The following is a 19,251-nucleotide window of genomic DNA, read 5'->3' as shown; positions in this document are numbered from 1 at the left end:
GGTCCAACCGAGGGATTCTGGGGAATCATTAAATCCGAAATGTACTATCTGCAAACGTTCAAGGACGAGAAATCCCTTCGCTCGGCCATTGAGAAATACATCCATTTCTACAACTACGAGCGTTTTCAGGAGCGCTTTGAAACCCGCACTCCGATGGAAGTCCGCACGGAGGCATTAAACTCCGATACTCCTGCACTGTATCCCATTCCTGAAAATAAGCGTATTCAAAAATACAAAGAAAAGTTCGCTGCATAAACAAGCTCACCGTTCCCGAAAAAGGAAACGGCGAGCATAACCGCACTATATTTTATTTATTTCTCCGGTCTACCTTGACAGGGGCGGATCACATGTCCTGACTTTTTTCATGTGCGCTGCCGCGCGTATTGCGAATGCCCGCCGGTAAAACGCTTTTTCATTTTCAGGAAGCCTGCGGCGGCGTTTTATCCCGATGCTCGGACAAAATCAGCCCGCCCAGTGCAAGCGCCGTGCCCAGCCACATGACCGGTGTCATCGTCTCATGCAGGATAACAGCCGAGCACAGGATGGTCACGATCGGCTGTGCATAGATATACACGCTGGTGCCCACCGGACCGAGCAGCGACACCGCGCGGTTCCAGGTGACAAAGCAGGTCGCGGACGCGCCCAGACCGAGGAACAGCAAATTGCCCAGATGCAGCGGCTCTGCCCACGGCGCAAGGTCTGCGGGAAAACCCTCGATACACGCCGGCACCAGCAAAAACAGCAGCCCGTAGGCGAAAATGCGGCAGGTCAGCGGGATCGTGCGGTAGCCCATCTCCCCAAGCCGCCGCACCAGCACGGAATACATGCCCCATACCAGCGCCGCGCCCACGCCGAGCAGCGCACCCACCGGACTGAAATGCAGCTCGGTCACCCCGGCGAGCGAAACCAGTGCCACACCCGCCATGGCGCACACAAATCCGCCAAAAAACCGGCGGCTGAGTTTTTCCCGCAGCACCGCCGCCGCGCACAGCGCGGTAAACAGCGGCGCCGCCGTAACGATCACGCCGACGAGCGACGCCGAGATATAGGTCAGCGCGATATTCTCCATCAGAAAATACAGCGTCACGCCGGTCAGTCCCGCCAGTGCGAACAAAACTTCATGTATGGGCTTTTGGGCCTTCAGCCAGCCGTGCCCGACGAGCAGCAGCACGAGAAAACCCAGCCCGAAGCGCGCGATCATGATCTCCAGCGGCGTAAAGGTGCGCAGCAGCACCTTGGTCGATACAAAGGTCAGCCCCCATACCGATATGGTAAACAGGCTGCACAGATGCCCCTGCAGCCTGTTTTTCTGCATGTCCTCCATGCTTTTCTCCCCCTTACTGCTCGGATTCAATAAAACCGCCGCCGATGACGATATCCCCGTCATACAGCACCGCACTTTGCCCCTTTGCCGGGGCGCGCACCGCACTCTCAAACACAATGCGTGCGCCGTTTTCCGTGGGATACACCGTTGCCCGGTCGCTGCGCTTGGAATAGCGCACGCGCACTTCGCAGCAAAACGGGCCGTTTGCCGCGTATTCGGGCGCGATATAGTGCATCGCGCGCACGGTGATCTCACTGCGGTACACATCGGAAAGCGACAGCACGACCTCGTTGGTCTCCGGCCGCAGCGCATGGACGAACAGCCGCCCCTCGGCCGCCACGCCCAGCCCCTTGCGCTGGCCGACCGTATAGCAGTGCAGCCCTTTATGCCGCCCGAGCACACGGCCGGTTTCATCCACAAAATTGCCCGGCGGGCAGGCCGCGCCGTGCCGCTCCAGCCAGCCGGATACGTCCCCATCCGGAATAAAGCAGATATCCATGCTGTCCGGCTTGTCCGCCGCGGTCAGTCCCAGGCTGCGGGCATCCGCGCGCACCTCATCCTTACCGGTGCGCCCGCCCAGCGGAAACAGGCACCGCGCCACGGTTTCGCGCGGCAGGCGGTGCAGCATATAGCTCTGATCCTTTTCCGCGTGGGCACGCAGCAGCAGTGCACGGCCGTCCGCGTCCCGTCCGGTACGGGCATAGTGGCCGGTGGCGATGTACGCCGCGCCGATCTCGTCCGCATAATCGGTCAGCGCGCGGAATTTGATCAGCGGGTTGCATACCACACACGGGTTCGGTGTGCCCGCCTGCCGAAAGGTTTCCGCAAAATACGCACACACCTCGCGCTCAAAATCCGCGCGCCGGTGCGCCAGATGCAGGGGGATCTCCAGTTCCTCTGCCGCGCGCTGCGCTGCCTGCTCGCCGCCCAGCCCAACTTCGAGGAACAGGCCGTGTACCTCATATCCCTGCCGGCGCAGCTGCGCCGCCGCCACCGCCGAGTCCACCCCGCCGGATAAGCCCAAAACCACCTTTTCTGCCATAACAGTCCTCTCCTGATCGCATATTCTTCTGTTGGATGACCGCCGCACGGCAGATCCGGCAGCGGTCAGTCCGTACTCGTCCAGTGCTCCAGCCCCGCAAAGGCGTTGTACGGCGCCGGGGTATAGTGATCGATCAGCCCCTTGCGGATGATGATCTGCCCCCGCTCAAACGCCAGCGGGATAAACGGCAGCTCCTCTGCGAAGCGCTCATACAGCGCCGCCACATTTTCACCGCTGCGCGCCGCTGCAACCGCCGTGCTCATCTGTTCATTTGCGTAGCCGCCGTAATTCAGGCTGCCGCCCGAGCTGATAAGCGGACGCAGGTCAAAATCTGCGGTGAGCTGGGTCTCACCGTAATACATATCAAACGAACCCGACTGCAGCCGGGAGACAAAGGTTTCGTACGGCTGCCGGTCCACTGTGACCGACACGCCCTTGAGCGCGTTCCATGAGGACACGATCTGCTCGGCTGCTGCGACCTTGAACGCATTGTCTGCATTGACAAGCAGCGTAAAGGACAGGGTTTCACCGCTGCCGTCCCCGTCTTCGGTCCCGCTGCCGTCCTCACCGCCGGTGTCCTCATCCGGATCGCCGGTATCTCCCTCCGGGTCGCTGCCGCTGTCCGGATCATCGGTATCGTCCTCCGCTGTCTGACCGTCCGCCGCCGGTTCCCCGCCGCGCAGCAGGGACTGTGCCAAATTGGTATCCGCCGCCATGCTGAGGTTTATTCCGGTATTGTCCGGCTGCGGATTGACCGGCAGCACCGCCGGTGTGGCAAAGGTTTGCAGCTGGGTATCACACAGGCTCTGCCGCGCCAGCGCGGCGGAAAGCGCCTGCCGCACATGTGTCTGCGCCAGCCCACTGTTTTCATAATTGATCCCCAGATAATGCAGGACCGCGCCCTCGGTCTGCACAGTATGCACCGAACCGCCGATATTGGGCGGATTTGTGGCGATCCGGGCAGCGCGCAGCAGCGAAACATCCCCGGTCTGGAAGCTGGACAGCGCCGCGTCCGCGTGAGTCAGCGGAACCAGAGTGATCCGACGGATCGAGCCAAGGAAGCCGCCGTGCCAGTTCTCATTGGGCACCAGATACCAGTTTCGGTCCTCCTCGGTCGGACGGAAGGGGCCGGTGCCGGCAGAAAAACCGGCATCTGATCTGCCGGAAGCACGGCGGATCGGGATATCCAGCAGCCGCGGAAAATTGATATTGGGCGAGGATAAGCGGATGCGTACCTCACGGTCGCTCACCGCCTCGATCGTGGAAACCTCAACCAACCGGTTGTGATACGGCGATTTTTCGTTGAACTGAGCGGTTTGCAGGCTGTCCACCACATCGGCCGCCGTCAGCGGCTCGCCCGACCAGAACACCGCATCCTCCCGCAGGGTGAAGGTAAAGGTCGTACCGTCGCCGGTATAATCCGCGCACAGCACGTTTTCCGCCGTAAAATTCGAGGTGACCTCGAACAACCCCTCATACATCGCCTCGCTCAGCAGACGGTTGATGCCGGTGCTGTCCAATACGGGATCGAGCACGCCGCTTTGATACCACGCCATGCCGAAATACGCATCCGATACCTTTACGTTATCCACACGCGCCTCTTCGCCCGCTCCGCCGAGCATACCGCAGCCTGCAAGCAGGCAGAACGCCGCGGTCAGCGCCGCGGCTGCGCGTTTTTTCCATTGTTTCAAAAAGCGCCCTCCTTTTCCGTTACAGGCAGATCACTGCGCCCTGCACGCCGCGCACGCCGTGCGTGGCGCGGTGCGACCAGAACGTATCCGCGTGGCACATCGTGCAGATACCGCTGTCGATCACATTTTCCGGCGAAAGGCCGGCATCCCGCAGCAGCTTTGCGCCGATGCCCTGTAAATCCACATGGAACTTCGCACCTTTTTCCGCGATGAACGGCTGCACCTGCGCACCGAGCTGGCGCTCCATGGCCTGCGGCACATCCGCATCGGTTTCAAAGCACTCCTGCCGGATGGACGGGCCGAGCACCGCGATCAGGCTGTCCCGGTGTGCACCCAGCTTTTCCGCCATCACATGGGCGGTTTTGGGCAGGATACCCGCGGCCATGCCGCGCCAGCCCGCGTGGCACACGCCTGCCGCATGGGTCGCAGGATCGTAGAGCAGCGTTACCACACAGTCCGCGTAAAAGCCGATGAGCGGCGTATCCGGCAGCGCGGTGACGATCGCATCCGACTGCCACGCCATCGGGCGGGTCAGTCCCATACCGGCCTCGCTTTCGCGCACGACCGAAACTTCCGCCTCATGGATCTGCCGTGTCAGGGTGAAGCGCGCACCGTCCACGTTCAGTTCCTCCGCCAAGCGGCGGTAGTTTTCGCGCACATTCTGTTCGGTATCACCACGGTTAAAACCCAGATTCAGGCTTTCGCACGCGCCGGTGCTCACCCCGCCGGACTTGGTTGTAAACGCATGGCGCACCGGCAGACGGCGGCAGGTATAATAAACAAACGAGCCGCGCTGAACGCGGCACATAGAGCTGTGCATCATTTTCAACCTCCTGCTGTATCGGATTCATTATAACAAATCGCCCTGTGCTCGACAAGGGCGCGGGCGGACGGTTCTAAAAAAACGCCAAAATACCCATGGGTAAAGCTGTGTTTTTCTTGACAGTTTGACGGGCAGGCTTTACAATTAAATATAGTATAATACCTGCTGTAATATAGCCTGCGCCTGCCGGCGCATGGCTTTTTTCAAGGGCATTATCACCGGCGTCCGCTGGTGGGCGCCACCAAATATGAAAAATTCACAAACAGGGAGGACACACCAAAACAATGCTCGACATCATCATACCGATTATCACCGGTATTGTGTGTCTCGTTGTGGGCGTCGTCATCGGTTTCCAGTACCGCAAAAGCGTTGCGGAAAAAGAGATCGGTTCCGCTGAAACAGAAGCGACACGCATCATCAACGAAGCCATCAAGGCCGGAGAAACCAAAAAGCGCGAATCCATCCTCGAAGCGAAGGACGAGATCCATCGCCAGCGCAGCGAGGCCGACCGCGAGCTGAAGGAGCGCCGCAACGAAACCCAGCAGCTCGAACACCGCCTGATCCAGCGCGAAGAAGCGCTCGACAAAAAGAGCGATACCCTTGACCGCAAGAACGAAGAGCTGACCCGTCAGCTTGAAACCGTACACAAGGAAAAGAACGAGCTCGAGCGCATTAAGGCCGAACAGCTCGAAAAGCTGGAGCAGATCGCCAGCATGACCCGCGACGAAGCGCGTGAAATGCTGGTGCAGTCGATCGAATCCGAAGCGACACACGACGCCGCCGTTAAGGTGCGCGAGATCAACCAGCGTCTCAAGGACGAATGCGAGCAGAGCGCGCGCGAGATCATCTCGACCGCGATCCAGCGCTGTGCGGCGGACCATGTATCCGAAGCGACTGTTTCGGTTGTGCCGCTGCCCAACGATGAGATGAAGGGCCGCATCATCGGCCGCGAGGGCCGCAACATCCGCACGCTGGAAACGCTGACCGGCGTCGATCTGATCATTGACGATACGCCTGAAGCGATCACGCTTTCGTCGTTCGATCCGGTGCGCCGCGAAATCGCGCGTCTGGCACTGGAAAAGCTGATCGTGGACGGCCGCATCCATCCCGCACGCATCGAGGAAATGGTGGAAAAAGCCCGCCGCGAGGTCGAGCAGATTATCAAGTCCGAAGGCGAGCGTGCAACGTTCGAAACCGGTATCCACGGCATCCATCCCGAACTGATCAAGGTGCTCGGCCGCCTGCGTTACCGTACCAGCTACGGACAGAATGTATTGCAGCACTCCATCGAAGTGGCGCACATTGCCGGCATGATGGCCAGCGAGCTGGGTCTGGATCCGGTTCCCGCCCGCCGCGCCGGCTTGCTGCATGATATCGGCAAGGCGATCGACCACGAGGTCGAGGGCAGCCACGTACAGATCGGCGTCGATCTGGCACGCCGCTACAAGGAAGCACAGCCGATCATCCACGCGATCGAAGCGCACCACGGCGACGTGGAAGCCAAAACAACGATCGCCTGTCTGGTACAGGCAGCGGATGCGATTTCGGCAGCACGTCCGGGTGCACGCCGCGAAAATCTGGAAAACTACATCAAGCGTCTGGAAAAGCTTGAAAGCATTGCCAACGAAACCCCCGGCGTTTCCGGTTCGTTTGCAATTCAGGCCGGCCGCGAGATCCGCATCATCGTCAATCCCGAAAAGATTTCGGATGATGCCATGGTGCTGCTTGCCCGCGATATCGCCAAGAAGATCGAGGAAGAGCTGGACTATCCCGGCCAGATCAAGGTCAACATGGTGCGCGAGACCCGCGCCATCGACTACGCCAAGTAATCAAAAAGGACAGAGCTTTCGCTCTGTCCTTTTGAGACTGCGAACCGCGCCCTTTGTGCACAATTCTCCGTCCCCTTGTATAAAAACCCACGCACCGGTCGCGGGTTTTTATGAAAATGGCAGCTTGCTGCCATTTTCTATTGGATACGCGCTGCTGCGCGTATTGCTGGCATCCATCGGCAAAATACTTTTCGCAAAGCTAAAGCAGGCATGACAACATGCCTGCTTTTCGTTTTCCATTGTCTTTGCCGCGTGATTGCTGCGCTTACCGCAGGCTGTCCCCCGCAACGGTGCGCAGACGGCCGGCGTCCAGCAGCGTCACGCTGCCGCGGCCGAGCTGCACCAGCCCTTCATTTTGAAAATACTTGAGCATGCGCGTAACCACCTCGCGGGCACTGCCCATATGCGCGGCAATGCGCTCATGCGTGATGGACAGCGTTTCCGCGCCCTCAAGGTTACTTTCCTCCAGCAAAAAGGCCGCCAGACGGCTGTCCAGCTTGCGGTTGAGCAGCTGATCCATCAGCCACATCACATCGGAAAACCGCGTTGCCATCATCTCGTTTGCAAAGCCTGCCACAGCGGCGGACTGATCCTGCAATTCCTTAAATACCTCAGAGGGCAGCAGCAGGATCTCGGTATCGGTCTCTGCCGAAAGCGTGATGTCCACATCCAGCCCGCGCAGGGCGCAGGATGCTGAAAACAGGCAGATATCCCACTCGAGCAGGCGGTACAGCGTCAGCTCCCGCCCCTCGCCGGACAGGGTGTAGGCGCGCAGCCGCCCCTGCGTTACGATCACCAGACCGGTGCAGGTGCCGCCTTCATGCAGCACCGCGCCGCGTGCAAACTGCATCGGCCGCGCGGTATCGCGCACCAGCGCACGCTGGGCATCGGTCAGCTTGCCCCAAAAGGGCAGATATTCCTGTATCTCCACGTCAGCGCCTCCCCGTTTGCCGGCTGTATGCTCAGTTATTGCCGCCCTTGCTGCCTTCCCACACGCCGGTGGCCAAGGCGGACAGGTAGGCGTTGATGAAGCCGTCGATCTCGCCGTCCATCACCGCACCGATATTGGCGTTTTCAAAGCCTGTGCGCGTATCCTTCGCCAAGGTATAGGGCATAAAAACATAAGAGCGGATCTGGCTGCCCCACTCGATCTTTTTCTGATCGCCCTTGATATCCGAAATTTTATCCAGATGCTCGCGCTCCTTGATCTCGACCAGCTTGGAACGCAGCATGCGCAGACAGTTATCCTTGTTCTGGAACTGGCTGCGTTCGGTCTGGCAGGAAACCACGATGCCGGTCGCCTTATGGATCAGGCGCACCGCGGACGAGGTTTTATTGATGTGCTGGCCGCCCGCACCCGAAGAGCGGAACACCTGCATCTCGTAATCATCCGGCTTGATCTCGAAATCACCGGAATCATCCGGGATATCCGGGATGACCTCGACCGCGGAAAACGAGGTGTGACGGCGGCCGGAGGAATCAAACGGCGAAATGCGCACCAAACGGTGCACGCCCGACTCACCCTTGAGGAAGCCGTAGGCGTTTTCGCCCTCGATGATGATATCGGCGGACTTGAGGCCGGCCTCTTCGCCGTCCTGATAGTCCATGATCTTATAGGTAAAGCCGTGGCGCTCGGCCCACCGGGTATACATGCGGTACAGCATCTCACACCAGTCCTGCGCTTCGGTACCGCCCGCGCCCGCGTGGAAGGAAACCAGCGCGTTGTTTTTATCGTACTCGCCGGTCAGCAGGGTGGAAAGCTTCTGCTCGGCCACACCTTCCTCCAGTTCCTGATAACCGGCCTCCAGCTCTTCGAGCATGGATTCGTCGTTCTCTTCGATCGCCATTTCGCAGATGGTGAGCAGATCTTCGCACAGGCTGTGCATTTTTTCATAGGATTCGATCTTGCCCTTGAGTGCGCCCATCCGCGACACGATCTTCTGGCTTTCTTCCGGATTGTCCCAGAATCCGGGCTGGGAGGACTTGAGCTCAAGCTCCTCGACCTCGCGCCCCGCGCGCTCGAGTCCGAGCGACTGGTACAGCTTCTCCAGCTCGGGCTTCAGGTTGTTCAGTTTGACCTTGTATTCCTCGAATTGCAGCATGGAAATGCTCCTTCACGAATTTTTCAGTATCTTATAGTATACCGTTTGGTGGGCAAAATGTAAAGTTTTTTCTTGCTTTCTCTTGACGGGAGCACAAAAATCCGATATACTGTGTGATACAAAAGGGAGTAGCTCACGCAGGAATGCGTGGTTGGCGTCGTCAATCCGGCCGGGAAGTACCGGCCCGTGCCTACCGTAAGCAGCGAGACTTTTATTGCTTCAGCCGCAATAAAGGTCTCTTTTTTTGTGTGCGGCTATGTTATTTTATTGTAGAGGTGTTTGCTATGTCATTTGTCATGCTGGTGCTCGGCTTTGTCCTGCTCGTTTGGGGTGCGGATAAATTTGTAGCCGGCGCCTCCGCGCTGGCGCTGCGCTTGGGCGTATCCGCGCTGCTCGTCGGCCTGACGGTCGTCGCCTTCGGTACATCCGCGCCCGAGCTGGCAGTCAGCTTAACGGCGGCTCTTCAGGGTGCAAACGAAATCGCCGTCGGTAATGTGGTCGGTTCGAATATCTTCAACCTGCTGGTGGTGGCCGGCCTGTCCGCCGTGCTGTGCCCGCTCGTGCTCGACCGCGTGCTGCTGCGCCGCGACTGGCCCCTGTCCATTCTGGCCGCCGTTATCCTGTGCGTGATGGTATCGCTCGACGGTGGTATTTCCCGTCTGGAAGGCGTGCTGCTGCTGGCGCTGTTCGCGGTCGTGCTCACAGCCCAGATCCGCGCGGCGCTCAAAGAACGCTCCGCCGCCGAGGAACCGGCTGAAGCCCCCATGCGTCCGCTCATGATCGCCGTCAACATCGTGCTCGGCCTTGCCTGCATCATTCTGGGCGGCCAGCTTTCGGTAAACGGCGCCACCGGGATCGCGCGGATGTTCGGCCTGTCCGAAACGCTGATCGGCCTGACCATCGTCGCCATCGGCACCAGTCTGCCCGAGCTGGTCACCTCGCTGGTGGCTGCCCGCAAGGGACAGAATGAAATCGCCATGGGCAACGTGATCGGCTCCAACCTGTTCAACATCCTGCTCATTCTGGGCGTATCCGCTGCGATCTCGCCCATCCATGTGCAGCCGACCGCAGTGATCGACACACTGGTGCTGATCGCTGCAAGCGTCCTGTGCTACATCCCCGCCCGCAAGGGCAAGCTCGGCCGCGCGCCCGGCGCGGTGATGGCACTGGCGTATGTGGTATACACGGTCTACCTGATTATGCGGTAAACCACATATCATAACGCATTGCCGTCCAACATACTTTTTCACAAGCCCAAACCGCCGCCGCAGGGAAACACCTGCGGCGGCGGTCAGCTTATCGGAAAAGTATTTTGTCAATGGGCATCAGCCATACGCGCGGCGGCGCACATCAAACAGTATTTGCAGCGCAAATGCATAAAAGCTGGGGACGTGTACCTCAGCTTTTATATTTTCTCGTTTGTGACATGCGCAGTCCAAACAAAAATTGTCGGAAAACAAAGATTTTTGACAGTCTCTCGGTCGGATCAGCTTTTGGAACGCGGCTTGGCAAGCAAGGCAAACAGACAACCGAACACGATCGCCGCAGCGATCCCGCCCGCAGCGCCGGTCACGCCGCCGGTGAATACGCCGAGCAGACCGCTCTCTGCGACCGCCTTCGCCACCCCCTTGGCCAGCGAGTATCCAAAGCCCAGCAGCGGCACGGTCGCACCGGCGCCCGCATAATCCACCACCGGCTGATACACACCGATCCCCTGCAAAAATACGCCCAGCACAACCAAACTGACCAGAATACGCGCCGGCGTCAGCTTGGTTTTGTCAATCAATACCTGACAGGCCGCGCAGATCGCACCGCCCACCCAAAACGCATTAAAATACTCCATCCCGTTCATGCGCCGCTCCTTTCGATCACCACTGCATGGCAGATACCCGCAATGGGCTGTCCCTGCTGCACCGAGGTCGGGCTCATCATCGCGCCCGTGCCCGCAAATACCAACCGGCGGAGCTTTCCTTCCCGCATATCGCGCAGCAGCGGGCCGCACAGCACCGCCGCCGAGCAGCCGCAGCCCGAACCGCCTGCGTGCGTATCCTGCCCGTCGCTGAACAATAGGCTGCCGCAGTCCGAATACACCGGCGACAGGTCGATCCCATCCTCCCGCAGCAGTGTCAGCAGCAGATCCGCACCGACACGGCCAAGATCCCCGGTCACAATGCAGTCAAAATCACACGGCGCGGCGTGCAGGTCGTTCAGCAGTGCACACAGCGTATCATAAGCCGCAGGCGCCATCGCCGCGCCCATATTGTTCGCATCGGTTACGCCCAATTCGACCATTTTGCCAAACAGGGCATGGGTGATACGCAGCCCCTCCCCTGCGGGTGCATAGGAGGGCGCGGTCAGCACCGCCGCCCCTGCGGCAGTCGCCGTCCACTGGGCGGTCGGTGTGCGCTGTCCGCCGTAGGCCAGCGGAAAACGGTACTGCCGCTCGGCCGAGCAGAAATGAGAGGACGCGGCAGCCAGTGCGCGGCGCGCCGCGCCGCCTTCTACCAAACAGGCGCCCAACGCCAATCCCTGTGCCATGGTTGAGCAGGCGCCGTACTGTCCCAAATACGGCACATTGCTGTGCATCGAAGCGAGAAACGAGCCGATGCACTGATTGAGCAGATCGCCCGCCAGCACGGCATCCAGCTCCTCCCCGCGCACACCGCCCTTGTCGAGCGCACGCCGGATCGCCGTTTTTTGCAGCTCGCTTTCCGCCAGTTCCCAGGATTTCTGTCCCATACGGTCGTTTTCCGCAACAAAATCAAAGCGGCTGCCCAGCGGGCCTTCTCCTTCCTTTTTTCCCACCGCCGCCGCGTGCGACAACAGCACCGGCTGGCCGGCAAAGCGCAGGGTACGCTGTCCGATGCGTTCGATCATGCCGCGCCGCCCCCTCCCATTGCATACAGGATCAGCCCGTACACCACACTGGCCGCAATGCCGTATACCAGCACCGGCCCCGCAATGACGAACAGCTTCGCGCCCAGCCCAAGCACCAGCCCCTCGCTTTTGAACTCCATCGCAGGCGACACGATCGCGTTGGCAAAGCCGGTGATCGGCACGATCGTGCCCGCACCTGCGTGCTTGGCCAGTTTTTCATACCAGTGCAGACAGGTGAGCAGCGCACCGAAAAATACCATGGTAATTGCAGTAGCGGCAGCGGCATCTGCGGTATCCAGCCCGCGGAACTGCCAAAAGTTGCTGACTCCCTCCCCTACGGTGCAAATTGCCCCGCCGAACAAAAATGCCTTCAGGCAATCCTTCCACAGCGGCGAGCGCGGACATTTGCGCGCCAGCAGCTGCTGGTATTTGCGTTGATCCAGCTTCATATGTGATCTCCTTCCTTCGGCTGTTTCGCCTATTTTGCGCAGCAAACGCGGATTTATCCATCTGACCTTATAAAATAATCATAAATTGGTTATTTTCATATAGTCATATCTGCGGTATGCTGTCAATAGACCAAAACAAGGAAGTGTGCCTTATGCAAGCCAAAAAGAACAAGATTACGCTGTATGATATTGTTGCGGTCGGCCTGATGGCTGCCGTTGTATTCGTTGTTACGATGTTTTTATCCATCCGCATCCCTACCCCAACGGGTACGACTATGATCAAGCTCGCCAACGCCTTTGTGCTGCTGTGCGGTTTGCTGCTCGGCCCGGTGCGCGGCGGTCTGGCCGCCGGCTTCGGCTCGATGCTGTTCGACCTGATGACCCCTGAATACGCGCCCGAAGCATGGATCACCTTTATCCGGTTTTTCCTGATGGCATGGCTGTGCGGCATGATCGCCTACGCCGGTGCAGCAATGGCAAAAAAATTTTCCCGCAACCTGATTGCCTGCATTGCAGCGGCGGTCTTTTCCTCGGTATTTTACATGGTCAAGGGTATTGCTGAGCTGATGATCGGCGGCAGCGCACTGGCGCCCGCTTTCATTGCCAACCTGCCTAAGCTAATGACCTCTCCTCCTAACACAATTATTGCCGTTGTAGTTGCATTAGCTCTGCTGCCTGCGCTGCAAAAGGCCATGCGATCAACCTCATTTGCCCGCCGATTTGAAAAAGATACTATCTAATTCCGGCATCCCCCTTTTTTTCAAGACAATGCCCGCGGCTCTGCTTCCCATGAGCCGCGGGCATTGTCTTATTCTGCCGGAAAGCACGGGCGCTTCCCGAATCGGTTTTCATCAGGTGATTTGCAGTGAGCCCTTCGCACCCATCAGCAGGCTGACCACATCAGGCGCATTGATGAGCACATAGCGCGGATCCATCTGCTCGGCGGAAAAGCCGTTATGCTGCATACAGGCGTTACAGATGCAGACCTGGCCGCCCAGCTTCAAAAATTCCTCCAGCTGGCCGCCAACCTCCGGGAAGGGAGCGCCAATATCCACGCCGTTAGCCGCCCCGGGCTGTCCCAGTGCCACCGCTTCGACCATCAGGATAATGGTGGATGAATGGCCCTGCTTGAGCGCGTTGAGCGCCATGACGACTGCAACGGTCAGGTTATTCGGGTTATCCTTGCCCTCAAAAAGGGTCACAACAAAATCGGTCTGCTTCATCTTAACTGTCTCCTTTTCCGGTGATATGGCCTTGCGGCCGGCGCCGTTTGGTTTTGATAGCTTTACTATACCGCACCGCAGCGGTATTTTCCGTGACCAAGTCACCGGAAGAAGGATATTGAAAAACACCGTCCGCGAGCAGCCGCTTGCGGACGGTGTTTTTGCAGCAGATGAAACTGCCTTTACTTTTTCAAAATGTCCTCGCCGCGCGCAGCCTTGGCTACAATGCCGGAAAGCGCCAGCAGTGCGATCAGGTTGGGGAATACCATCAGCGCGTTAAACAGGTCGGACAGGTTCCACACCAGCTGTACCTTGAGTGCGGAACCGGCAATGATGCACAGCACAACGATTGCCGCGTAAATTTTGACCGCCTTTTTGCCGAACAGCGCCTTGACGTTGGTTTCACCGAAGAAATACCAGCCGATGATGGTAGAGAACGCGAAGAACAGCATGCAGACCGCAACAAAGATGTTACCGAAGCCGCCGAACGCGGAGTTGAACGCCGCCTGCGCCAGATCGGTGCCCTGCAATGCGCCGGGCACGCCCGCCTGCAGCTGGCCCGAGGTCAGGATAACCAGCGCGGTCAGCGTCAGCACGATGAAAGTATCCACAAACACACCGATCATGGCGATGACGCCCTGATCCTGCGGCTTTTCCACCTTGGCAAGCGCATGCGCGTGCGGGGTGGAGCCCATGCCGGCTTCATTGGAGAACAGGCCGCGCGCTACGCCGAAACGCATCGCCTCACGCACGGTGATACCCACCGCACCGCCGAGGATCGCGCGGGGATCGAACGCCGCTACAAAGATCGACTTAATCGCCGGGAGCAGCATATCATGGTTGATGAACAGGATGATCACGCAGCCAACCATGTAGAAAATGGCCATGACCGGAACGATCTTTTCCGTAAAGGACGCAATGCGGCGCACGCCGCCGAGGAAGATAAACGCCGCGATGACCGCACAGATCACGCCGACAATACGGGGATCGATATGGAATGCCGTTTTGAAGGCCGAGCTGATCGAGTTGGCCTGCACCATGTTGCCGGTGAAGCCCAGCGCGAAAATAATTGCCAGAGAGAAGAACCCGGCCAGGAATTTGCCGAATTTGCCCTGAAAACGTGCCTTGATGTAGTAGATCGGGCCGCCGGTAACATGTCCGTCCTCGCCCACGGTTTTATACTTCTGCGCGAGCACAGCCTCGCCGTAGATGGTGGACATGCCGAAAAACGCGGACAGCCACATCCAGAAAATCGCGCCCGGGCCGCCGGAGTACAGCGCGGTTGCGCAGCCGGTGATGTTGCCCGTGCCGACCTGCGCAGCGATCGCGGTGGTCAGCGCCTGAAAGGAGCTCATGCCCTCCTTACCGGCCTTATCGCCCTTGAGCGAAAAACCACCAAACAGACGGCGCCAGCCCTCGCCGAACTTGCGCACCTGCACAAACCGTGTGCGGATGGTGAAGATGATGCCCGTGCCGACCAGCAAATACAGCAGGATGCTGTTCCACACGATGCCGCTGATTTTATCTACCACAGCGGCCAGTTGATCCATTGACATTTGTTTCATACCCCTTTTTTGTGTTTTGCGGCAAACAAAAAACCAGAACCGCATGGTTCTGGCTCACAAAGAACGGCCGAACGACAAAATACGGCGCAGCATCGCGCCTTTGCGTTCCGGCAGCCTTACTCTGTCCTTTCGCCTGAGAGATTAGCGCGGATTCCCCTGACCTGCGCTTTGCACCTTCGGCAGCCCCCTGTATGGGACGTTCTCCAGAGCCACATCCATTTACAGTCCTCATCCGGTATACCGGACGCCTGAGAGTTTTGCTCCTTCGGCAAGCCTTGCGGCTTTTTCCTGCAAACTTCGTTTGTCGCTGATATGATTTTAGGAATTTAGTGTACCATCGGTTTTGCATTCTGTCAAGCCCTGCGCGGGAAAGATCAGGTGTATTTCCGCCTGTTTCCGTTGAAAAAATGGAAAAATTGTGTTATGATGCAGACAAAGCAGAGCAAATCCCACACACATTGTGATAAAAGGAGGAGAACGCCATGTATGCATTTACCCACCGCTGTGTATTTTCCAGTTTTTCCGCTGAGGAGATCGACCGGCGCAAACAGGTGCTCAAAGCGAGCGGCATTGCCTTTGACGTTAAAATGCACCACTCCAATATGCAGACAGGCGCAGTCGGCCAGCTGCCTGAATACAATACGGCTTACGATCTGTATGTCCGCAATGAGGATTACGAGCGCGCCGCCGCCCTGCTGTAAGGCCATGCTGCCTGCGGGATACCGCAGGCAACTGAGACTGTCGAAAAACTTCGTTTTTCGAACAGTCTCTCGATCGAAACCACGCTTTCGCTCGAATTTGTGACTGCGAATCGCGCCCTTTGGGCACAATTTTCCGTCCCCTTGTATAAAAACCCACGCACGTGTCGCGGGTTTTTATGAAAATGGCAGCTTGCTGCCATTTTCTATTGGATGCGCGCGGCTCGCGCGAAGGCTTTTTCGACAGACTGTGCTGCCTGTGGGATACCGCAGGCAGCTTTTTTCTGCTTTATGGCTTGACAAATATGCTATAATATAAAGGTTATAGACAGGTTGTGTCTGTAACCGTACATTTCGATTCGGTTCTCCGGAAGGGAGGAAAACAAATGACCGACGCTTTACAGCGCCTGCTGGATACGGTAACCGCATTCCTTGCGGAAAACCCGCTGGTGGGCGCATGGTACACCACGGTTGTGCGGTTCATTTTCCCCGTGCTGGCACTGATGATTCTGGTCGGCGCGATCCGCTCATTGTGGAAGGTCAAACACCCGGACGAAGTCTGGGGCTATCTGGGCATGGCAAACGGCGTGCGTCTGCCGCTGACCCACTGGGAAAATATCATCGGCCGCGCGCCGTCCTGCGATGTGCAGCTTGAATATCCCTCGGTATCCCGCCAGCATGCAGCGCTCATCCGCGAGGATGACGGCTCGTGGACGGTATACGATCTCGGCTCCAAGGGCGGTGTAACCGTAAACGACCTGCCTGTGGACGAATATGCCGTGGTAGAGGACGGCGACACCGTCGCCTTCGGCGGCATCCCGACCATGCTGGTTCCTATCTCGGCCGAGGAAAAGCGCCGCCAGATGGCGGAACGCCGCATGGAAGGCCGTCCCGCAGGTATGTGGGGTTCGCTTGTTCTGCTGACGCTGTTTCAGGTGCTGACCGCGCTGCAGCTCATCGTGGCGGCAGGGCCGGAAGCCACTGTCACCATCCCGCTGACCTTTCTGGTGCTGACCATGGTCTGCTGGGGCTACTTTATTGTGATGCGCTCGTTCCGCCGCATCGGTTTTGAGATGGAGACCATCGCATTTTTCCTGTGTACGCTGTCGCTTGCCGTAACCGGCTCGACCGTACCGCAGGAAATGCCCAAGCAGCTTGTTGCCATCCTGATGGGACTGGTGCTCTTCCTCATCCTCGGCTTTTTCCTGCGCGATCTGACGCGCGCGCAGAAGGTGCGCTGGTTCATGGGGGCGGCGGCAGTCGGCCTGCTTGCCATCACGCTGCTGATCGGCTCGTCGGAAGGCGGCGCCAAGGCATGGCTGCGGCTCGGCCCGCTGTCGCTGCAAACCTCGGAGATCGCCAAGATCTGCTATATCTTCGCGGGCGCGGCCACGCTCGACCGCCTGTTCAACAAGCGCAACCTGTGGATGTTTATCGGCCTGACCGGCATCTGCGGCGGCTGTTTGGCATTACAAAACGACTTTGGCACCGCACTGGTGTTTTTCGTCACCTTCCTCGTCATTGCCTATCTGCGCTCGGGCGATTTTGCCACCCTTGGCCTGATCTGCGCGGGCTGCTTCGGCGGCGGCATGGTCATGCTGACGATCAAGCCGCACGTTGCCGCGCGCTTTGCCTCGTGGGGTCATGTATGGGAGGATGTATACGACACCGGCTTCCAGCAGACCCACACGCTGACTGCCGCTGCTTCGGGCGGCATGATCGGTGTGGGCGCGGGCAAGGGCTGGCTTTCCGGTCTGCCGGCAGCGGATACCGATATCGTATTCGGCATGCTGTGCGAGGAATGGGGCCTGATCATCGCGGTGCTCACCATTCTGTGCATCATCACGCTGGCGGTATTTGCCGTGCGGGCGTGCCGCGCGGGACGGTCGAGCTTTTACACCATTGCGGCCTGCGCCGCAACCAGCCTTCTGGTGTTTCAGACCTGCCTGAATGTGTTCGGCGCGGTCGATATCCTGCCGTTTACCGGCGTGACCCTGCCGTTCGTATCCAACGGCGGCTCGTCCATGCTGTCGGCATGGGGCATGCTGGCCTTCCTCAAGGCGACGGATACGCGGCAGAACGCTTCGTTTGCTGTCCGGCTGCCTTCGAGGCGTGAGCTGCGCGGGGAGGTGGAATAAATGCGGAAAATCGAAAAACGCGGCGTGTTCTGCCTGATCCTGGCCGCGCTGCTCGGCCTTGGTCTTGCGGTGTTCTGCTTCCGCTTTGTGGTGGACGGCGGCGACTGGGCCTCCTATCCCTACAACCGTCACCTGTATTCGAACAGCGGTGCACTCAAGGGCGGCACCATCCTCGACCGTGACGGAGACGTGCTCTCCTCGCTCGATGAAAACGGCAACCGCACCTATTATCCGGACGGCGATATCCGCCGGGCGACCCTGCACGCGGTCGGCGACCCGGCGGGCAACATCGGCGCAGGTGCGCTGACCGCCTTTGCCGACAAGCTTGCGGGCTACAACCTGCTGACCGGCGTGTATTCCCCGCTGGGCACGGGCAACCAGCTTTACCTGACCATCGACGCTTATCTCAACAACGTCGCCTATCAGGCGCTCGGCGGAATGCGCGGCACGGTGGGCGTATACAATTACAAAACAGGTGAAGTCCTCTGCATGGTCTCCACGCCGACATTTGACCCCGCCGATCCCCCGTCCATTGATCCGGACGATCCCTCGTGGGAAGGCGTGTATGTCAACCGCCTGCTGTCCGCCAACTCCATCCCCGGCTCGATTTTTAAGGTCGTGACACTTAACGCCGCGATCGAGAATATCCCCGATCTGTTTTCGCGCACATGGAGCTGCACCGGCTCGACGGAAATCGGCGGCGACGTTGTGACCTGCCCTTACGCCCACGGCGAACTGGATATTGAGGACGCGCTTGCAGTTTCGTGCAACGGTGTGTTTGGCCGGCTCGCGGTCGAGCTGGGCGGGGACACCATGCAGAAATACACCGATGCCGCTGGGCTGACCGAATCCATCAAGGTGGACGGCATCAACACCTCGCAGGGACGGTTTGATTTTACCGGCAACGACAACCAGCTTGCCTGGTCGGGCGTCGGTCAGGGACAGGACACCATGTGCCCGATCAACATGATGCTGTATATGGGCGCGATTGCAAACGGCGGCAAGGCTGCCATGCCGCGTCTCATTGAAAAATCCACCACCGCCTACGGACTGCCGACCGGCATCTATGCGCCGCGCAAATCGGGCGAGCTGATCGACGGCACGACCGCCCGCACCATTGCGGACATGATGCACAACAACGTTATTGAAACCTACGGACAGGACCGCTTCCCCGGCATGGACATCTGCGCCAAATCGGGCACAGCCGAGGTCGGACCGGACAAGACCCCGAACGCATGGTTCACCGGCTTTCTGCGGGACAGTGCCACACCGTACGCTTTTATCGTATTGGTAGAAAACGGCGGCGGCGGCTCGTCGGTTGCGGGCTCAGTCGCCTCGCGCGTATTGACCGCGGCAGTGGAAAAAGCGTATTAAATTCAAAATCATATACTGCAATGCAAAAAAAGTCAGGCGATATGCCTGACTTTTTTTATCACCTGCACAGCTCCAACACAGATGGAGAAATACAGGATTTATGTTATAAAACAGAG

19 protein-coding genes and 1 riboswitch are annotated in these 19,251 nt (G+C 58.8%); of the genes, 7 read left to right on the top strand and 12 right to left on the bottom strand.

The features are described from left to right. A partial coding sequence (locus T363_RS0105250; protein ID WP_031473927.1) for an IS3 family transposase occupies positions 1-255 on the top strand: 255 nt, incomplete at its 5' end. Positions 256-418: 163 nt separating this feature from the next. Here T363_RS0105250 and T363_RS0105245 read toward each other — a convergent pair. The 4 genes from T363_RS0105245 to pgeF all read right to left on the bottom strand — a co-directional run bounded on the left by T363_RS0105245 (position 419) and on the right by pgeF (position 4,880). Further along, the gene (locus T363_RS0105245; protein WP_034971742.1) at positions 419-1,324 is read right to left on the bottom strand and encodes a DMT family transporter; all 906 of its coding nucleotides are present in this window, start codon (positions 1,322-1,324) and stop codon (positions 419-421) included. A gap of 13 nt (positions 1,325-1,337) precedes the next feature. Then, a complete protein-coding gene (gene mnmA, locus T363_RS0105240; RefSeq protein WP_031473924.1) occupies positions 1,338-2,366 on the bottom strand; it encodes a tRNA 2-thiouridine(34) synthase MnmA in 1,029 nt (342 codons plus the stop codon). Positions 2,367-2,431: 65 nt separating this feature from the next. Then, positions 2,432-4,057, bottom strand: coding sequence for an ABC transporter substrate-binding protein (locus T363_RS0105235; RefSeq protein WP_031473922.1), 1,626 nt, complete (start codon positions 4,055-4,057; stop codon positions 2,432-2,434). A gap of 19 nt (positions 4,058-4,076) precedes the next feature. Further along, complete coding sequence (gene pgeF, locus T363_RS0105230) at positions 4,077-4,880, bottom strand: peptidoglycan editing factor PgeF (RefSeq protein ID WP_051643108.1); 804 nt, start codon at positions 4,878-4,880, stop codon at positions 4,077-4,079. 284 nt (positions 4,881-5,164) lie between these two features. Between pgeF and rny the strand changes: the two genes are divergently transcribed. Next, the gene (gene rny / locus T363_RS0105225) at positions 5,165-6,709 is read left to right on the top strand and encodes a ribonuclease Y (RefSeq protein ID WP_031473918.1); all 1,545 of its coding nucleotides are present in this window, start codon (positions 5,165-5,167) and stop codon (positions 6,707-6,709) included. Between the two features lie 108 nt (positions 6,710-6,817). Here the strand turns inward: rny and T363_RS16700 are convergent, their stop codons facing one another. The 3 genes from T363_RS16700 to prfB are packed head-to-tail and all read right to left on the bottom strand — an operon-like array spanning position 6,818 to position 8,811. Then, complete coding sequence (locus tag T363_RS16700; RefSeq protein ID WP_278246990.1) at positions 6,818-6,949, bottom strand: hypothetical protein; 132 nt, start codon at positions 6,947-6,949, stop codon at positions 6,818-6,820. A gap of 25 nt (positions 6,950-6,974) precedes the next feature. After that, complete coding sequence (locus T363_RS0105220; protein WP_031473916.1) at positions 6,975-7,640, bottom strand: Crp/Fnr family transcriptional regulator; 666 nt, start codon at positions 7,638-7,640, stop codon at positions 6,975-6,977. A gap of 31 nt (positions 7,641-7,671) precedes the next feature. Continuing rightward, on the bottom strand, positions 7,672-8,811 hold the full coding sequence (prfB, locus tag T363_RS0105215; RefSeq protein WP_031473914.1) for a peptide chain release factor 2: 1,140 nt from the start codon (positions 8,809-8,811) through the stop codon (positions 7,672-7,674). A gap of 284 nt (positions 8,812-9,095) precedes the next feature. On the opposite strand from prfB, the gene T363_RS0105210 reads away from it, so the two are divergent. Next, entirely contained in the window at positions 9,096-10,019 is a 924-nt protein-coding gene (locus T363_RS0105210; protein ID WP_031473912.1) for a calcium/sodium antiporter, read from the top strand. Positions 10,020-10,297: 278 nt separating this feature from the next. Here T363_RS0105210 and spoVAE read toward each other — a convergent pair whose 3' ends face one another. The 3 genes from spoVAE to spoVAC are packed head-to-tail and all read right to left on the bottom strand — an operon-like array spanning position 10,298 to position 12,137. Continuing rightward, positions 10,298-10,654, bottom strand: coding sequence for a stage V sporulation protein AE (gene spoVAE / locus T363_RS0105205; RefSeq protein ID WP_031473910.1), 357 nt, complete (start codon positions 10,652-10,654; stop codon positions 10,298-10,300). A 5-nt stretch (positions 10,655-10,659) separates the two neighbouring features. Next, positions 10,660-11,688, bottom strand: coding sequence for a stage V sporulation protein AD (locus tag T363_RS0105200; protein ID WP_031473908.1), 1,029 nt, complete (start codon positions 11,686-11,688; stop codon positions 10,660-10,662). Then, positions 11,685-12,137 (bottom strand): stage V sporulation protein AC, encoded by a 453-nt coding sequence (spoVAC, locus tag T363_RS0105195; protein WP_031473906.1) that lies wholly within the window; start codon positions 12,135-12,137, stop codon positions 11,685-11,687. The genes T363_RS0105200 and spoVAC overlap by 4 nt, the downstream gene beginning before the upstream one ends. Positions 12,138-12,289: 152 nt before the next feature. Between spoVAC and T363_RS0105190 the strand changes: the two genes are divergently transcribed. Next, positions 12,290-12,877, top strand: coding sequence for an ECF transporter S component (locus T363_RS0105190; protein ID WP_051643107.1), 588 nt, complete (start codon positions 12,290-12,292; stop codon positions 12,875-12,877). A 111-nt stretch (positions 12,878-12,988) separates the two neighbouring features. On the opposite strand, the gene T363_RS0105185 is transcribed toward T363_RS0105190, so the two are convergent. Further along, positions 12,989-13,360: a DsrE family protein gene (locus T363_RS0105185; protein ID WP_031473902.1), complete on the bottom strand. Its 372-nt coding sequence runs from the start codon at positions 13,358-13,360 to the stop codon at positions 12,989-12,991. A gap of 182 nt (positions 13,361-13,542) precedes the next feature. Next, a complete protein-coding gene (locus T363_RS0105180) occupies positions 13,543-14,910 on the bottom strand; it encodes an alanine/glycine:cation symporter family protein (protein WP_031473900.1) in 1,368 nt (455 codons plus the stop codon). A 126-nt stretch (positions 14,911-15,036) separates the two neighbouring features. Continuing rightward, positions 15,037-15,142, bottom strand: a riboswitch (glycine riboswitch). Between the two features lie 265 nt (positions 15,143-15,407). Here T363_RS0105180 and T363_RS0105175 point away from each other — a divergent pair. The 3 genes from T363_RS0105175 (at position 15,408) to T363_RS0105165 (ending at position 19,135) form a co-directional block, all read left to right on the top strand. Next, positions 15,408-15,626, top strand: coding sequence for a putative signal transducing protein (locus tag T363_RS0105175; protein ID WP_031473898.1), 219 nt, complete (start codon positions 15,408-15,410; stop codon positions 15,624-15,626). Positions 15,627-16,009: 383 nt separating this feature from the next. Next, a complete protein-coding gene (locus T363_RS0105170) occupies positions 16,010-17,761 on the top strand; it encodes an FtsW/RodA/SpoVE family cell cycle protein (RefSeq protein WP_031473896.1) in 1,752 nt (583 codons plus the stop codon). After that, on the top strand, positions 17,762-19,135 hold the full coding sequence (locus T363_RS0105165; protein WP_031473894.1) for a penicillin-binding transpeptidase domain-containing protein: 1,374 nt from the start codon (positions 17,762-17,764) through the stop codon (positions 19,133-19,135). Positions 19,136-19,251 lie beyond the last annotated feature (116 nt).

It is taken from the genome of Agathobaculum desmolans ATCC 43058 (assembly GCF_000701665.1).
Classification (GTDB): Bacteria; Bacillota; Clostridia; order Oscillospirales; family Butyricicoccaceae; genus Agathobaculum; species Agathobaculum desmolans.
This window is presented reverse-complemented; position numbering and strand designations above follow the sequence as displayed.

Bases quoted from the DNA above. Each gene is read 5' to 3' on its own strand.
- T363_RS16700 (WP_278246990.1), bottom strand. From the start codon at position 6,949: ATGGAAAACGAAAAGCAGGCATGTTGTCATGCCTGCTTTAGCTTTGCG.
- T363_RS0105210 (WP_031473912.1), top strand. From the start codon at position 9,096: ATGTCATTTGTCATGCTGGTGCTCGGCTTTGTCCTGCTCGTTTGGGGT.
- T363_RS0105190 (WP_051643107.1), top strand. From the start codon at position 12,290: ATGCAAGCCAAAAAGAACAAGATTACGCTGTATGATATTGTTGCGGTC.
- T363_RS0105245 (WP_034971742.1), bottom strand. From the start codon at position 1,324: ATGGAGGACATGCAGAAAAACAGGCTGCAGGGGCATCTGTGCAGCCTG.
- prfB (WP_031473914.1), bottom strand. From the start codon at position 8,811: ATGCTGCAATTCGAGGAATACAAGGTCAAACTGAACAACCTGAAGCCC.
- T363_RS0105185 (WP_031473902.1), bottom strand. From the start codon at position 13,360: ATGAAGCAGACCGATTTTGTTGTGACCCTTTTTGAGGGCAAGGATAAC.
- T363_RS0105175 (WP_031473898.1), top strand. From the start codon at position 15,408: ATGTATGCATTTACCCACCGCTGTGTATTTTCCAGTTTTTCCGCTGAG.
- pgeF (WP_051643108.1), bottom strand. From the start codon at position 4,880: ATGATGCACAGCTCTATGTGCCGCGTTCAGCGCGGCTCGTTTGTTTAT.
- spoVAC (WP_031473906.1), bottom strand. From the start codon at position 12,137: ATGAAGCTGGATCAACGCAAATACCAGCAGCTGCTGGCGCGCAAATGT.
- T363_RS0105180 (WP_031473900.1), bottom strand. From the start codon at position 14,910: ATGGATCAACTGGCCGCTGTGGTAGATAAAATCAGCGGCATCGTGTGG.
- mnmA (WP_031473924.1), bottom strand. From the start codon at position 2,366: ATGGCAGAAAAGGTGGTTTTGGGCTTATCCGGCGGGGTGGACTCGGCG.
- T363_RS0105170 (WP_031473896.1), top strand. From the start codon at position 16,010: ATGACCGACGCTTTACAGCGCCTGCTGGATACGGTAACCGCATTCCTT.
- T363_RS0105200 (WP_031473908.1), bottom strand. From the start codon at position 11,688: ATGATCGAACGCATCGGACAGCGTACCCTGCGCTTTGCCGGCCAGCCG.
- rny (WP_031473918.1), top strand. From the start codon at position 5,165: ATGCTCGACATCATCATACCGATTATCACCGGTATTGTGTGTCTCGTT.
- T363_RS0105165 (WP_031473894.1), top strand. From the start codon at position 17,762: ATGCGGAAAATCGAAAAACGCGGCGTGTTCTGCCTGATCCTGGCCGCG.
- spoVAE (WP_031473910.1), bottom strand. From the start codon at position 10,654: ATGGAGTATTTTAATGCGTTTTGGGTGGGCGGTGCGATCTGCGCGGCC.